Genomic DNA, 14099 nt, shown 5'->3' with positions numbered 1-14099 from the left:
CCGACCGCATCAGCCGGGCAACAGCATCGTCCATTGCCCGGCCAGAGCGGGCCGCTCCTCGCCCTCGCGCTCCATCGTCACATCGATCACGACGCGCAGTCCGCCCGACCGTGCCTCGCGCCCCGCTTCGGCAAAGCGTGCCCGCACCCGCGTGCCCGCCACCACCGGCGCGACGAAGCGCAGCGAATCGAAGCCGTAGTTGATCCCGCCGTCGCCCGCGGCCAGCGGGTGCCCGCAATCGTAGAACATCGGCGCAAGCAGCGAGAGCAGCAGGAAGCCGTGCGCGACCGGCCCGGCGAACCCGGCGGCGCGCGCCGCGTCCGCGTCGACGTGGATCGCGTTCCAGTCCTCGGTCAGGTCGGCGAACTGGTCGATCATGTCCTGGCTTACCCGGACCCAGTCCGACTGCCATCCTGCCGGTTCCGCCGTTTCGCCGCCCTGAGCCATCCGCGCCCCATCCCGCCCGCAAAGAATCGGAGGCTAGGCCCGGCCATGCGCCCCCGGCAATCCCGCAGGGGCGGTCATGCACCGTCCCCGAAAGAACCCCCTGCCGCACATGCTTTGCATTTGGGGCCGGTTCCACTATAGGGTCCGCCAAAGGCGCCCCGGCAACGCCTGGCCGGTCCCGCGGGGGCCGCCGGGCAGCGCCGGGGCCATGTTTTTCAGTCAGGAAGAAACGCTCATGTCGCGTCGCCGCCAGATCTACGAAGGCAAGGCCAAGATCCTCTACGAAGGTCCGGAGCCGGGCACGATCATCCAGTACTTCAAGGACGACGCCACCGCGTTCAACGCCCAGAAGAAGGGCACGATCAACGGCAAGGGCGTGATCAACAACCGCATCAGCGAGTTCGTGTTCACCCGCCTGTCGCACATCGGCATCCCGACCCACTTCATCCGCCGCCTGAACATGCGCGAGCAGCTCGTCCGCCAGGTCGAGATCATCCCGCTCGAGGTCGTGGTCCGCAACGTCGCCGCCGGTTCGCTGTCGAAGCGGCTGGGCATGGAAGAGGGCGAGCCGCTGCCGCACACCCTCATCGAATACTATTACAAGGACGATGCGCTGGGCGATCCGCTGATCGCGGAAGAGCACATCGCCTGCTTCGGCTGGGCCAACAACGAAGAGATGCAGGACATGTCGTCGATGGCGATCCGCATCAACGACTTCCTGTGCGGCATGTTCGCCGCGGTCGGCATCCGGCTGGTCGATTTCAAGCTGGAATTCGGCCGCATCTGGGACGGCGACTATAGCCGCGTGATCCTTGCCGACGAGATCAGCCCCGACGGCTGCCGCCTGTGGGACATGACGACCAACGAAAAGCTGGACAAGGACCGGTTCCGCCGCGACCTTGGCGGCGAAGAGGACGCCTACCAGGAAGTGGCCCGCCGCCTCGGCGTCCTGCAGGAAGACGGGCCGAGCGAGGTTGCCGACATCGCGCACCATCGCAAGCTGCGGGGTAAGAAATAATTCCGAAGGGTCGCATCCGGGGGTTTTTCGCGAGCCTCGCGGCCGCAGCGTTTCTCACATCGTGCACCGCCGTGCCGGGCCCGTCCGGCCCGGCCGCGCCACCACCTGCCCTCGGCGTTGCGGCAGAGCCGATGCGATCCGGCCTGCCGCCGTTCGAACGCATCCTGGCGCAGAGCGATGTCCGGCCCGATCCGGCGATGCGCTTCGGCCGCCTGCCCAACGGCATGGCCTATGTCATCCGCCAGAACGCCACCCCCGCCGGCACCGCCGAAGTGCGGCTGCGCTACGATGTCGGTTCGCTTGACGAGGATGCGGGCGAACTGGGCTTTGCCCATTTCGTCGAGCACATGGCCTTCAACGGATCGACCCGCGTTCCCGAAGGGGAGATGATCGCGCTGCTCGAACGCAAGGGCCTGTCGTTCGGCGCCGACACCAACGCCTCCACCGACCTGGAAACGACGACCTACAAGCTGAGCCTGCCGACGAACGATCCGGCGCTGCTCGACACCGCGCTGATGCTGATGCGCGAAACCGGCAGCGAGCTGACCTTCGCCCCCGAAGCGGTGGAGCGCGAGAAGGGCGTCGTCCTGTCCGAACGGCGCGATCGCAACACTTACGGCTATCTCGACCTTGTCGACCGCATCGCGTTCGAGATGCCGCAGATCCGCATGGCCGACCGCATGCCGATCGGCACGGTGGAGACGATCGGCGCGGCGACTTCCGAAACGCTGAAGGCGTTCTGGGCGCGCCACTACCGGCCCGAACGCGCGGTTCTCACCATCGTCGGCGATTTTCCGCCCGACACGGTGGAGGCCGCGATTGCCAGGCACTTCGCCGACTGGCAGGCGAAGCCGGCGCCCGCGCCCGAACGGGTATACGGCCAGCCCGACCTTGCCCGCGAACCGGCGGTCGACATTTTCCTCCACCCCGCGCTGTCCGAACGCGTCACCGCCACGCGCGAGGGCGAGGCCCGGATCGCGCCCGACACGATCGAGGAGCGCCGGCAGGAGGTTCTCGCCTGGATCGGCGAAGCGATCGTCAACCGCCGCCTCGCCCGCCTTGCGCGGCAGGAAGACCCGCCGTTCAAGGGCGCGGGCTTCGGCACGGTGGATACCTTCCGCGTCGGCCGGATGAGCCGCCTCATCGTCGATACCGAGGAAGGCCGCTGGCAGCGCGGCATCGATGCCGCAGTCGCCGAATACCGCCGCGCGCTGGCCGGCGGCTTCAGCGAAGGCGAAGTGGCCGAACAGCTGGGCCGCCTCGTCGCCGCCTACGAGGATGCCGCCGCGAGCGAGGCGACGCGCAGCAACGGCGCGCTGACCAACGACCTGATGAGCTTCTTCGACGAAGGCGCCATCCCCGACCTGCCGAGCCAGAAGCTGGCGACGCTGCTGCCGCTGAAGGACAGCGCGACCCCGGCGGCGGTGCTGGCGGCGATGAAGGCCGAGCATGTCCCGCTCGATACCGCGATGATCCGCTATACGGGCCGCAGCGAGCCGAAGGGCGGCGCGACCGCGCTGCGGGCGGCATGGCGCACGGCGATGCAGGCGCCGCTGGCCGATGTCGCCCCGCCGACCACCGGGACGTTCGCCTACACCGATTTCGGCACCCCCGGCACGGTCGTCGCCGACACCCGCGATCCGGTGCTGGGCATCCGCCAGGTGCGCTTTGCCAACAACGTCCGGCTGAACGTCAAGCGCACCGACAACGAAAAGGACCGCGTGCTGGTGCGCGTCGCGGTCGAGGGCGGGCAACTGCTCGAAACGCCGCGCGATCCGCTGGCGGTCGAACTCGTGACGAGCATCCCGGCGGGCGGGCTCGAGAGGCACAGCGCCGACGAACTCGATTCGATCCTGGCGGGCCGCAACGTCGGCATCGGCATCCAGCCCTTCGGCGACGCCTTCGTCAGCAGCCGGGCGACGACACCGCGCGACCTGGAACTGCAGCTCGACCTCGTCTCGGCCTATCTCACCGATCCCGGCTTCCGGCCCGAGGCGCTGGCCGCTTATCGCCGCAGCCTGCCCGACCGCTTCGCCCGGATGGAGGCGACCGCCGGCGCGTCGATCGGGACGCACCAGTACGAGATCATCTCGGACCGCGATCCGCGCTACACCACTCAGCCGATCGCCGCCTACCAGGCGCTGGAATTCGAAACCTACGGCCCCGCCATCCGCGACCGTTTTGCCAGGGGCGCGATCGAGATCGGCATCGTCGGCGACATTGCGGAGGAGGACGCCATCGCCACGGTCGCCCGCACGCTGGGCGCGCTGCCGATGCGCGAACCGGCCTTCCTGCCCCGTGCCGAAGGGCGGCAGCGCAGCTTCACCGCGCGGCGCGGGCCGGTCTTCGTGCGCCACGGCGGCGAGGCGGACCAGGCGATGATCCGCGCCTTCTGGCCCACCACCGACGACAGCGACCCCGAAGTCGCGATCCGGCTCGACATGCTGGAAAAGGTCGCGCAGGTCGTGCTCAACGACGAGATCCGCGAAAAACTGGGCCAAGCCTATTCGCCCGACGTCACCAGCAGCCTCAGCCAGACTTATCCCGGCTTCGGCTTCTTCGTCGTCACCGTCGGCGTCGATTACGCGCGGATCGCCCCTTCGCTCGGCGCGATCCATTCGGCGATGGCGGAACTTCGCGACGCGCCGGTCTCCGCCGACATCCTGCAACGCGCCCGCGAACCCGCGCTCGAACGCTACGACAACGCGCTGAAAACCAACGGCGGCTGGATCGGCCTTGTCGAACGGGCGCAGACGAGGCCCGAGCGAATCGAGCGCTTCGCCGCCTATCGCAAGCGCGCCGAGGCGATCACGCCCGCCGACATTCAGGCCGCGGCCCGTCGCTGGCTGCCGGCGGGCGGCGCGGTCGAAATCGTCGCGATCCCCACCGGCGCGGCCGAACCCGCGCTGCCGGGCACGACCGGCACAACCTGAGCGGCAGGCCCCGACCGGCAGGCCCTTACCGGCAGGCCCGGACCGGCAAGCTTGCATCGCTCGCGCCGCTCGCTACACCACGTCCTCCACCATGCACTGACAACCCCGGCCCCGACGCGGGCCGGGGTTTTTTCGTGTCCCGCACCGCTGGCCGCGACCAGAACCGCGCGCCTTCACGCACCGCTTGTGAAATGGCCGCGACCGGGGCATAGGCGCGGCAAACGCGGGGCCGCGCCGAGCGGTCCCGGCATCCCACCACGCGAAAGGCGCAGCGCATGAAGGTCAACGTCCACGTCAGTCTGAAGCCCGGCGTGCTCGATCCTCAGGGCCGCGCGATCCACCACGCGCTCGAAGGGCTCGGCTTTGCCGGGGTCAACGACGTGCGGGCCGGCCGGCTCATAGCCCTCGACGTCGCCGACGACACCACGGACGAGGCGCTGGACGAGATGTGCCGCAAGCTGCTCGCCAACATGGTGATCGAGAACTACCGCATCGAGAAGGTGGCCTGACCATGGCCCTCGCCGCCGGCGTCATCACCTTCCCCGGTTCCAACTGCGACCGCGACATGGCGGTGGCGATCGAGGCGGTGACCGGAAAGCCCGCGCTGCGCATCTGGCACGGCGACGCGGCCCTGCCCGACCGCATCGATTTCATCGCCGTGCCCGGCGGCTTCTCCTACGGCGACTACCTGCGCAGCGGCGCGATGGCGGCGAAAAGCCCGATCATGCGCGCCGTCGCCGATGCCGCGGCGCGCGGCGTCCCGGTGCTGGGCGTGTGCAACGGCTTCCAGGTGCTGACCGAAACCGGCCTGCTGCCCGGCGCGCTGATGCGCAACGCGGGCATCCACTTCGTCTGCCGCGAAGTCGGTCTTTCGGTCGGTAACAACCAGTCGCTGTTCACCTCGCACTACGCCGCGGGGCAGGAAATCACCATTCCGGTCGCGCACCACGACGGCAACTACTACGCCGACGAGACGACGCTGGATCGGCTGGAGGGCGAAGGCCGGGTGGCGTTCCGCTATCTCGACAATCCCAACGGATCGGCGCGCGACATCGCCGGCGTGCTGAACGATGCCGGCAACGTGCTGGGCATGATGCCGCACCCCGAACGGATGATCGAACCCGCCCACGGCGGCAGCGATGGTCGCGCCCTGTTCGAAAGCGTCTTTGCCGGGCTTTCGGTCGCCTGATCCGCGCCGCCGGGATGCTCGACCGGCTGAAATCCTGGGCAAGGGGACTGAAGCGCGACGTCATCGCGCTCTGGCTCGCCGCGCGCGATCCGCGGGTGCCGTGGGGCGCGAAACTGCTGGCGGGCGCGGTCGCCGCCTACGCGCTCTCGCCGATCGACCTCATCCCCGACTTCATCCCGGTGCTGGGGCTTCTCGACGACCTGCTGATCGTGCCCGCCGGGATCTGGCTGGTGCTGCGGCTGGTTCCGCCCGCGGTCATGGCCGACTTGCGGCTGCGGGCGGAAAGCCTCGCCCGGCCGCGTTCCACCGCCGGGCTGGTCGCCGTCCTCGCGCTCTGGGCCCTTGCCGCCGTGCTCGCCTGGCGCCTCATCGCCGCCCGCCATTCGTGACGGGCCGACAAGGGCCATTGCCGCGCGGCACGTCCGGGCGCACAATGCGCGGCGTCCTTCGCGGGGGAGAGCGACCGTGCGACACCTGCCTGCCATCTATCTCGTGCTCGCGATCATCTCGCTCGGCATCCTCGTCGCGGGGCTGCCGGCGGTGGCGGGCGACGATGCCGATCCGCTGGCGGTGGTCTTCGCCTTCATCCTCGCCCTGCCCCTGATCCTCGTCCTCGAATTCCTCGGCGACGTGCCGATGGCGGTAACGGTGGCGGTCATCCTGATCGCGATGGCCGTGAACTATGCGGCACTACGGCTGCTGACCCGCCGCTGGCGGACCGCGCCGACGGGCGACCTGGCTGCCCCGCACGATAGCTGAAACACGCGCGTCGCATTGCGGTTTGCCCGCTCGCGTCGGACCGGTTAGGTCCGTTACCCATGCGCCCGCTTGCCCTTCTGCCCATCGTCGTGCCGCTGCTCGCGGCGCTCGTCGCCATCCTGTCGCTGGCCGGGCTGTCGCCGGTCCTTCTCACCGGGCTGGTGCTGGGCGGCACGGTCATGGCGGCGGTTCACCATGCCGAAGTCATCGCGCACCGGGTCGGCGAACCGTTCGGCACGCTCATCCTCGCGCTCTCCGTCACCGTGCTCGAAGTGGGGCTGATCGTCACCCTGATGCTCGGATCGGCCGAAGGATCGGCGACGCTGGCGCGCGACACGGTGATCGCGGCGGTGATGATCATTCTCAACCTGCTGCTCGGCGTCTGCCTGCTGATCGGCGGGTTGAAGCATCACGAGCAGGATTTCCAGCAGACCGGCGTCAGCGCCGCGCTGGCGGTGCTGTCGGCGCTGACCGTGCTGAGCCTCGTGCTCCCCAACTACACCGTCAGCGAGCCGGGACCGGTCTATGCCGTGCCGCAGCTGATCTTCGTCGCGGTGGTGTCGCTGATCCTCTACGGCACGTTCGTCATGGTCCAGACCGTGCGGCACCGCGACTATTTCCTGCGGCCCGAACCCGATGCGGCGGCGGGCAAGCAGGCGGGCACCGGTGCCGGGACGGACGACGACCATGGCGAGGCGCACATATCCAGACGCGGCGCGATCGTGTCCGCGGCACTGCTGGTCGTCAGCCTCGGCGCGGTGGTGCTGCTGGCCAAGGCGCTGTCGAAGCCGCTGGACGAGGCCGTGGCCGCCGCCGGTATGCCCAAGGCGCTGGTCGGCGTGGTCATCGCCGCGCTGGTGCTGGCCCCCGAAGGCATCGCGGCGACCCGCGCCGCGCTCGCCAACCGGTTGCAGACCAGCATCAACCTCGCGCTTGGATCGGCGCTCGCCACCATCGGCCTGACGATCCCGGCGGTGGCGGTGGTGTCGATCATGATCGACCTACCGATCGCCCTCGGCCTCACCGGCAAGGGCACGGTGCTGCTGCTGCTGACGCTCTTGGTCACCACGCAGTCGCTGGCGACGGGGCGGACGACGGTGCTGCAGGGCATGGTCCACCTGGTGATCTTCGGCGTTTACCTCTTCACCACGGTGGTGCCCTAGCGGCGCGGGGGAAAGCGCTGTCCTACACGGCGCCGCCGCGCCATCGTGCGCCCGGCTCTTTGGTCATCGTCGAAATGCGCGTCGCCGCTAAGGTGTCACCTGTCACCCCAAGCCAGAACCCCGGCGATCGCGCCGGACCCTCGGGCGGACGGGCGGGAGACACGGTGTCGCCTTTGTCACCCGAATCGGCTCCCGCTCAGGCGTAACGCCGCTCCGCATCGCGGGCGAGCAGCGAGGCCGCCTCCATCGCGCCCATCGGGCGGCCGAACAGGAAGCCCTGGATTTTGGTGCAGCCCAGCTGCCGGATACGGTCCAGCTCGCGCTCGCTTTCCACGCCCTCTGCCGTGGTCGTCATGTCGAGCGCGTCGGCCATGGCGACGACGGCGCGGATGATGGCGAGCGATTCCGGGCTGTCCTTGGCCGCGCCCTGCACGAAGCTGCGGTCGATCTTGATCGTCGAGAAGCGGTTGTTGCGCAGGTAGCCGAGCGATGAATAGCCGGTGCCGAAGTCGTCGAGCGCGATGCCGCAGCCCAGCGACTGGATCTGCGACAGCGTGTTCTGCGCCGCGCCGCCATCGCGCAGGAAAATGGATTCGGTGACTTCCAGCTCGAGCCGTTCGGCAGCCAGCCCGCTGCTGGCCAGCGCGGACACGACCGTGCTGGCAAAGCTCGCGTCCAGCATCTGTTCGGCCGACACGTTGACCGCGATGCGGATGTTGCCGGGCCAGCGCGCCGCTTCCTCGCAGGCGCGGCGCAGGACCCATTCGCCGATCGGCACGATGAGGCGCGTGTCTTCCGCGATCGGGATGAACTTGGCGGGGCTGATCGGCCCGAATTCGGCCGAGTTCCAGCGGATCAGCGCCTCGAAGCTCATCACCCGCTCGGTCACGGCATCGACCACCGGCTGGAAGGCGAGCGACATCTCGTCCCGCTCCAGCGCGTGGCGCAGCGCGAATTCCAGCTTGCGCCGTTCCTCGGCATGGGCGTGCATCTGCGGTTCGTAGGCGAAGTGGCTGCCGCCGCCCTCGTCCTTCGAACGGTAGAGCGCGAGGTCGGCGTTGCGCATCAGCGTTTCCACCGTGCGCGCATCGCGCGGCCCGACCGCCGAGCCGACCGAGGCGCCGACGTAAAGGGTGTGGTGATCGACGTCGTAGGGCTTGGACAGCACGTCGATGATCGCGTGGGCCATCCGGTCGACCGCGTTGCGATCGTTGACGTCGGCCATGACGACCGCGAATTCGTCGCCGCCAAGGCGTCCGCAGGTGTCCTGCGGCCCCATCAGCACGCGCAGGCGGCGGGAGACCTGGGCCAGCAGTTCGTCGCCGATCTGGTGGCCGAGCGTATCGTTGACCGCCTTGAACCGGTCGAGGTCGATCATCAGGAAGGCGCAGCGCGTGCGCCACTGTTCGGCCCGCTGCAGCGCCGATCCCAGCGCCTCGGTCAGCATCATGCGGTTGGGCAGGCCGGTCAGCTGGTCGTAGCGAGCAAGCTGCGCGATCTTTTCCGCCGATTCGCGCTGTTCGGTCACGTCGGAACCGACGCCGCGGAAGCCCGAAAACTGGCCGTGCTCGTCATACTTAGGGGTGCCCGAAAGCTCCCACCAGCGGCTGCGGTTGCCGACGTTGACGCGGACCATGAGGTTGGAGAACGATTCGCGGCGCTTCAGCCGTTCGGCAAGGTCGCGAAGCGAAGAGGGCAGCGCGCCGGTTTCCCAGCCTTCGCCCGCGATCAGGCGCAGCAACGGCTGGCCGTCGGCCTCGTGACCGTGCATCTGCAGGGCGTGGGCGAAGCGGGGCGACACGCCGCGCACCCGGCGCGAACTGTCGACGCTCCACAGCCAGTCGGCGCTGTTTTCCTCGAACTCGTGGAGGAGCAGCGAGACGGTCTCGGCCTTTTCGGCCAGGCTCGCCTCGGTCAGGCGCAGGCGCAGGTAGAGCCGCGAGAGGGCAAGCGCGCCGCCCGCGATCACCGCGCTGAACGCCAACTGCGCCGCAGCGGCAAGGAAATCGCCGTGGATCGCCGGGCCGATCGCGCCGCCGATGCCGAAGATGCCGATGAAGACCAGCGCCGCGGTCGGCACGACGGACAGCGACAGGACGAAGACGCCGATCAGCATGACGACGACGGCATATTGCGGCGCGCCCCCGGTGCTGAGCGCGGCGGGGAAGATCAGCATCGGCGCGGCCCAGACCGCGCCTGCCGCGCCCACCGTCGCGAGATGGTTGCGCAGCTCTTCTGCCGATAGCTGGCGGCGTTCGGCATCGGCGAACGTGCGTTCGATCCGCATCAGCGCCATCGCCATCATCACGATGACGACGAACCAGCCGGCCGCGATCATGCCGCCCGCCGCCGTCATCCAGATGGAGATGGCAGGCAGCGCGGCAGCAACGAACACCGCAAAACGAAGCCCCGCCCCGCGCGACAATGCGCCGTATTGCAGCCCGGTCAGGCGGCCCGGCTTCTCCTCCGCCCCGCGCAGCCTGCCCATGATCCGGGCGGCCATGCCTGGGCGGCCTTCGCCCGCGAAGGAATCCTCGAAATCGGGCGGCGGCGCGGCAGTGGCGCGCTTTCTGGAAAGAAATGACCCCAACATGGCCCAAGGCTTAAGCCAAACAGGGTTGATTAAGGGTAAACGCCGCCACGCCTGTTTGCACGGGCCGCGAGGCACCGGTGCCCAGCCTCAGCTTTCGAAAACGACGGTCCTGTTACCGTTCAGGAAGACCCTGTCGTCGAGATGGGCGCGCACCGCGCGGGCAAGCACCCGACGTTCGACGTCGCGCCCCTTGGCGACCAGCATATCGGGCGTGTCGGAATGGCTGACCGGCTCGACCGACTGGGCGATGATCGGCCCTTCGTCGAGATCGCCGGTGACGTAGTGGCTGGTCGCGCCGATCATCTTCACCCCGCGCGCATGCGCCTGGTGATAAGGCTTCGCGCCCTTAAAGCCGGGCAGAAACGAGTGGTGGATGTTGATGCACCGGCCCGAAAGGAACCGGGCGAGATCGTCTGACAGGATCTGCATGTAGCGGGCCAGGACGACGAGTTCCGCGCCGCTTTCCTCGATAACCCGCTTCACCGCGGCTTCCTGGTCGGGCTTGGTCGCGGCGGTCACGGGAAGGTGGTGGAACGGAATGTCCTCGATATGCGACGCGCCCAGCGCCGCCTGCGGATGGTTGGAGATGATCGCCGCAATGTCCATCCGCAGTTCGCCGATGCGGTTGCGATAGAGCAGGTCGGCGAGGCAATGGTCGAACTTGGACACCATCAGCACGACCTTGCGCAACTCGTCCTGGTCGCGCAACCGCCAGTCCATGCCCGCTTCCGCCGCGATGGGCGCGAAACCGGCGCGGTAATTCTCGAGGCTCACCTCACCCGGATCGAATTCGACCCGCATGAAGAACCGCTCGGTCGCCTGGTCGTTGTATTGCTGCGCTTCGGTGATGTTGCCGCCCAGCGCGGCGAGGAAGCCCGCGACCCTGGCGACAAGACCCGCACGATCGCGGCAGGACAGGCTGAGAACGAAACTCTTCGGCACGGTTGCTCCCGGTCGATCAGGTTGACGCGCGATGGATCGCTGCGGCGGGTTAACGGGGTGCGACCGCGAAGTCCACCTCTCGCGCCAGCTTCGAAGTCAGGCCGTGCCGAAGCGGCTGCATATCGCTGGATCAGCGAAAGCGCGTCCGGCCGTTGAGCACTTGCCCAAGCGGGTCATCGACCGCCCGATGGGCTAGTCGTACCTGTCGCGCGGCGCAGCCACTTCCTCTGGGAAACGGGGAGAGGTCTTCGTTCCTCTCGCCGTTCGCGGCATGCCACGCGCTGCAAGGCGAAAAGAATGCAAGCCAAACGCGCCATTTGCCTGTATGGGCGGCCCGAACGGCCCGAACCGGAACCCCTGCGGGCCACGATCGTCCACTTTTCCGGCCCGGCCCGGCGGTGGCGCTTGACCCCGGTCGCAAAACCCGATTGCCCCTTCCCCGGCCACCCGCCGTGGCCAACCTGCGTGAGCACGATGACTTTTTCCAATGTCCACCCCGTCCTAGCCCAAGCCCTTGCCGAACGCGGCTACGAGGCGCCCACCGCGGTCCAGTTCGCGGTCCTTGCCGAAGAGGCGAACGGCCGCGACCTCGTCGTTTCGGCGCAGACCGGCTCGGGCAAGACCGTCGCCTTCGGGCTTGCCTTCGCCAGCGACCTGCTGGGCGATAGCGTCGGCGGGCAGTCGCTTCCCTTCGGCGTTGCCCCGCTGGCGCTGGTCATCGCGCCGACGCGCGAACTGGCCCTGCAGGTCAGCCGCGAGCTGGCCTGGCTCTATGCCAGCGCCGGGGCGCGCATCGCCACGTGCGTCGGCGGCATGGACGCTTCGAAGGAGAGGCGGACCCTTAGCCGCGGCGCGCACATCGTCGTCGGCACACCGGGCCGCCTGCGCGATCACCTCGAGCGCGGGGCGCTCGACCTGTCCCAACTGAAGGTCGCCGTGCTCGACGAGGCGGACGAGATGCTCGACATGGGCTTCCGCGAGGACCTTGAGGAGATCCTCGACGCCACGCCCGAGGATCGCCGCACGCTGCTGTTTTCGGCCACGATGCCCAAGCCCATCGTCGCGCTGGCGCGGCGGTATCAGAACGATGCGCTGCGCATCTCGACCGTGGGCGACGATCGCGGCCACGGCGACATCGCCTACCAGGCGATGACCGTCGCCCCCTCCGAAATCGAGGCTGCCGTCGTCAACCTGCTGCGCTATCACGAAGCGGAGACGGCGATCCTGTTCTGCGCCACGCGCGACAACGTGCGCCATCTGCACGCCACCCTGCAGGAACGCGGCTTCGCCGTCGTCGCGCTGTCGGGCGAACATTCGCAGTCGGAACGCAACCATGCGCTGCAGGCGCTGCGCGACCGGCGCGCGCGGGTCTGTGTCGCCACCGACGTCGCCGCGCGCGGCATCGACCTGCCCACGCTCAGCCTCGTCGTTCATGTCGAGATCCCGCGCGATGCCGAAACGCTGCAGCACCGTTCGGGCCGCACGGGCCGCGCCGGAAAGAAGGGCACCGCGGTCATCGTCGTGCCCTACACCCGCCGCCGCCGGGTCGAATCGATGCTGCGCGGTGCGCGGATCGAAGCGGAATGGATCGAGGCGCCGACCCCCGAGATGATCCGCCAGCAGGACCGCGAGAGGCTGATCGCCGCCCTCCTCGCCCCGGTCGAGTTCGACGACGAGGACCGCGCGCTGGCCGAACGGCTGCTGGCCGAACGCTCGGCCGAGGATATCGCCGCCGCACTGGTCCGCGCCCACCGCGCCGCAATGCCGCAGCCCGAGGAACTGACCGACAATTCGCCCGAGGCGCGCCGCGCCGCGCAGAAGGAACGCCAGCGTCCCGGGTTTGAGGACGTACAATGGTTCCGGCTCGACATCGGGCGGCGTCAGAACGCCGATCCGCGCTGGATCCTGCCGCTGCTGTGCCGCCGCGGCCACATCACCCGCAACGAGGTCGGCGCGATCCGCATCGGGCCCAGTGATACCTGGTTTCAGGTGCCGACCGCCATCGCCGCCAAGTTTGCCGCCACGCTGGAAAGGACCGCTGGCGGAGAGGAAGACCGCGAGGGATCGCGCATCGAGCCGTCCGAAGCGCCGCGCGAAGAGTCCCGCGAACGCAGTCACGACGGTCCGCGCGAATATCGCCGCGACCGCCGTGCCGGCAACGACAGCCGCGATGCCGAAAATCCCGGCGCATCGGCCAGTCCGCGGCACAAGCCCAAGCCGCATCGCGGGCAGGGTCCGAAGGCCGATGGCCCGCGCGGCGAACGCGCCGAGGCGCGGCCCTATGAGCGTCGCGATGATGCCCAGCCCGCGAAGCCCGGTGCCAAGCCGTGGAAGGCCAAGCCCGGCGCTCCCGGTGGCAAGCCCTTTGGCGTCAAGCCGGGCGGCGCAAAGCCGTTCCGCAAGGGTCCCGCCGGCGGCCGGCCTGGTCGCCGCGATCCGGCCTGAGGGCTGCGGGCGTGACGGTCACCGTCCTCGTCGATGCCGACGCTTGCCCGGTCAAGGACGAGATCTACCGGGTCGCCCAGCGTCACGGCGCGAGCGTTGTGGTCGTCAGCAATGCATGGATGCGCGTTCCCGAAAGCCCGCTGGTCAGCCGCGAGGTGGTGAGTGACGGCTTCGACGCCGCCGACGACCGCATCGTCGAACTGGCCGACGCGCGTTCGCTGGTGGTGACGGCCGACATCCTGCTCGCCGACCGCGCGCTGAAGGCCGGCGCGACGGTGCTTTCCCCCACCGGCAAGCCGTTCACCACCGGCTCGATCGGCGGCGCCATCGCGACCCGCGCGATCATGGCCGACTTGCGAGCGGGCGGGGAGCAGATCGGCGGGCCCAAGCCGTTTTCAAAGGCCGACCGTTCGAACTTCCTGCAGGCGCTAGACCGCGAGATCGTGCGCCTGAACCGCGCCTAGCGACAGCGCTCCACGGCCTGTGCGGCGAGAGTTGCGAGGCGTGGGAAGGCCTTGGCGCGCTCCTGAGCCTGGGCGTTGGCGGCGGTGCCGCGGATGACGCGGCCCTTGATGCCGTGGAAGATGGCGGCAAGCCGGAAGAACTGGAA

At 69.0% G+C, this 14099-nt stretch carries 12 protein-coding genes and 1 pseudogene; 9 read left to right on the top strand and 4 right to left on the bottom strand.

Going from position 1 to position 14099, the window contains the following annotated elements:
* Positions 1-9 precede the first annotated feature (9 nt).
* Entirely contained in the window at positions 10-447 is a 438-nt protein-coding gene (locus J2X37_RS09390) for a MaoC/PaaZ C-terminal domain-containing protein (protein WP_310020397.1), read from the bottom strand.
* A gap of 235 nt (positions 448-682) precedes the next feature.
* Between J2X37_RS09390 and purC the strand changes: the two genes are divergently transcribed.
* From purC to J2X37_RS09355, 7 genes are all read left to right on the top strand, one after another.
* Positions 683-1465, top strand: coding sequence for a phosphoribosylaminoimidazolesuccinocarboxamide synthase (gene purC, locus J2X37_RS09385; RefSeq protein ID WP_310020395.1), 783 nt, complete (start codon positions 683-685; stop codon positions 1463-1465).
* Positions 1466-1596: 131 nt separating this feature from the next.
* On the top strand, positions 1597-4398 hold the full coding sequence (locus J2X37_RS09380) for an insulinase family protein (RefSeq protein WP_310020393.1): 2802 nt from the start codon (positions 1597-1599) through the stop codon (positions 4396-4398).
* A gap of 275 nt (positions 4399-4673) precedes the next feature.
* The gene (purS, locus tag J2X37_RS09375; RefSeq protein ID WP_310020391.1) at positions 4674-4907 is read left to right on the top strand and encodes a phosphoribosylformylglycinamidine synthase subunit PurS; all 234 of its coding nucleotides are present in this window, start codon (positions 4674-4676) and stop codon (positions 4905-4907) included.
* Positions 4908-4909: 2 nt separating this feature from the next.
* On the top strand, positions 4910-5587 hold the full coding sequence (gene purQ, locus J2X37_RS09370) for a phosphoribosylformylglycinamidine synthase subunit PurQ (RefSeq protein ID WP_310020388.1): 678 nt from the start codon (positions 4910-4912) through the stop codon (positions 5585-5587).
* 14 nt (positions 5588-5601) lie between these two features.
* Positions 5602-5976, top strand: a complete 375-nt coding sequence (locus J2X37_RS09365; RefSeq protein WP_310020386.1) for a YkvA family protein — start codon at positions 5602-5604, stop codon at positions 5974-5976.
* Positions 5977-6052: 76 nt separating this feature from the next.
* Positions 6053-6346, top strand: a complete 294-nt coding sequence (locus J2X37_RS09360; protein WP_310020384.1) for a hypothetical protein — start codon at positions 6053-6055, stop codon at positions 6344-6346.
* A gap of 59 nt (positions 6347-6405) precedes the next feature.
* Positions 6406-7509, top strand: coding sequence for an ionic transporter y4hA (locus J2X37_RS09355; protein ID WP_310020382.1), 1104 nt, complete (start codon positions 6406-6408; stop codon positions 7507-7509).
* 196 nt (positions 7510-7705) lie between these two features.
* Here the strand turns inward: J2X37_RS09355 and J2X37_RS09350 are convergent, their stop codons facing one another.
* Entirely contained in the window at positions 7706-10012 is a 2307-nt protein-coding gene (locus tag J2X37_RS09350) for an EAL domain-containing protein (protein ID WP_310020381.1), read from the bottom strand.
* A gap of 177 nt (positions 10013-10189) precedes the next feature.
* The gene (purU, locus tag J2X37_RS09345) at positions 10190-11044 is read right to left on the bottom strand and encodes a formyltetrahydrofolate deformylase (RefSeq protein WP_310020378.1); all 855 of its coding nucleotides are present in this window, start codon (positions 11042-11044) and stop codon (positions 10190-10192) included.
* Positions 11045-11518: 474 nt separating this feature from the next.
* On the opposite strand from purU, the gene J2X37_RS09340 reads away from it, so the two are divergent.
* Positions 11519-13489, top strand: a complete 1971-nt coding sequence (locus tag J2X37_RS09340) for a DEAD/DEAH box helicase (protein ID WP_310021087.1) — start codon at positions 11519-11521, stop codon at positions 13487-13489.
* An 11-nt stretch (positions 13490-13500) separates the two neighbouring features.
* Complete coding sequence (locus J2X37_RS09335) at positions 13501-13953, top strand: YaiI/YqxD family protein (RefSeq protein WP_310020376.1); 453 nt, start codon at positions 13501-13503, stop codon at positions 13951-13953.
* On the opposite strand, the pseudogene J2X37_RS09330 reads toward J2X37_RS09335, so the two are convergent.
* Positions 13950-14099: pseudogene (locus tag J2X37_RS09330) on the bottom strand (phosphotransferase family protein); the annotation flags it as partial. The gene J2X37_RS09335 and the pseudogene J2X37_RS09330 sit on opposite strands and share 4 nt — an antisense overlap.

The organism is Croceicoccus sp. BE223, assembly GCF_031457155.1.
In the GTDB taxonomy this organism is placed as follows: Bacteria; Pseudomonadota; Alphaproteobacteria; order Sphingomonadales; family Sphingomonadaceae; genus Croceicoccus.
The sequence above is the reverse complement of the archived record's forward strand: the minus strand, read 5'-3'. Positions and strand labels throughout refer to the sequence as shown.

Excerpts from the sequence above, each read along its gene's own strand:
- J2X37_RS09380 (WP_310020393.1), top strand. The coding sequence starts at position 1,597 with ATGCGATCCGGCCTGCCGCCGTTCGAACGCATCCTGGCGCAGAGCGAT.
- J2X37_RS09365 (WP_310020386.1), top strand. The coding sequence starts at position 5,602 with ATGCTCGACCGGCTGAAATCCTGGGCAAGGGGACTGAAGCGCGACGTC.
- purC (WP_310020395.1), top strand. The coding sequence starts at position 683 with ATGTCGCGTCGCCGCCAGATCTACGAAGGCAAGGCCAAGATCCTCTAC.
- J2X37_RS09355 (WP_310020382.1), top strand. The coding sequence starts at position 6,406 with ATGCGCCCGCTTGCCCTTCTGCCCATCGTCGTGCCGCTGCTCGCGGCG.
- J2X37_RS09390 (WP_310020397.1), bottom strand. The coding sequence starts at position 447 with ATGGCTCAGGGCGGCGAAACGGCGGAACCGGCAGGATGGCAGTCGGAC.
- J2X37_RS09340 (WP_310021087.1), top strand. The coding sequence starts at position 11,519 with ATGACTTTTTCCAATGTCCACCCCGTCCTAGCCCAAGCCCTTGCCGAA.
- purQ (WP_310020388.1), top strand. The coding sequence starts at position 4,910 with ATGGCCCTCGCCGCCGGCGTCATCACCTTCCCCGGTTCCAACTGCGAC.
- purS (WP_310020391.1), top strand. The coding sequence starts at position 4,674 with ATGAAGGTCAACGTCCACGTCAGTCTGAAGCCCGGCGTGCTCGATCCT.
- J2X37_RS09350 (WP_310020381.1), bottom strand. The coding sequence starts at position 10,012 with ATGGCCGCCCGGATCATGGGCAGGCTGCGCGGGGCGGAGGAGAAGCCG.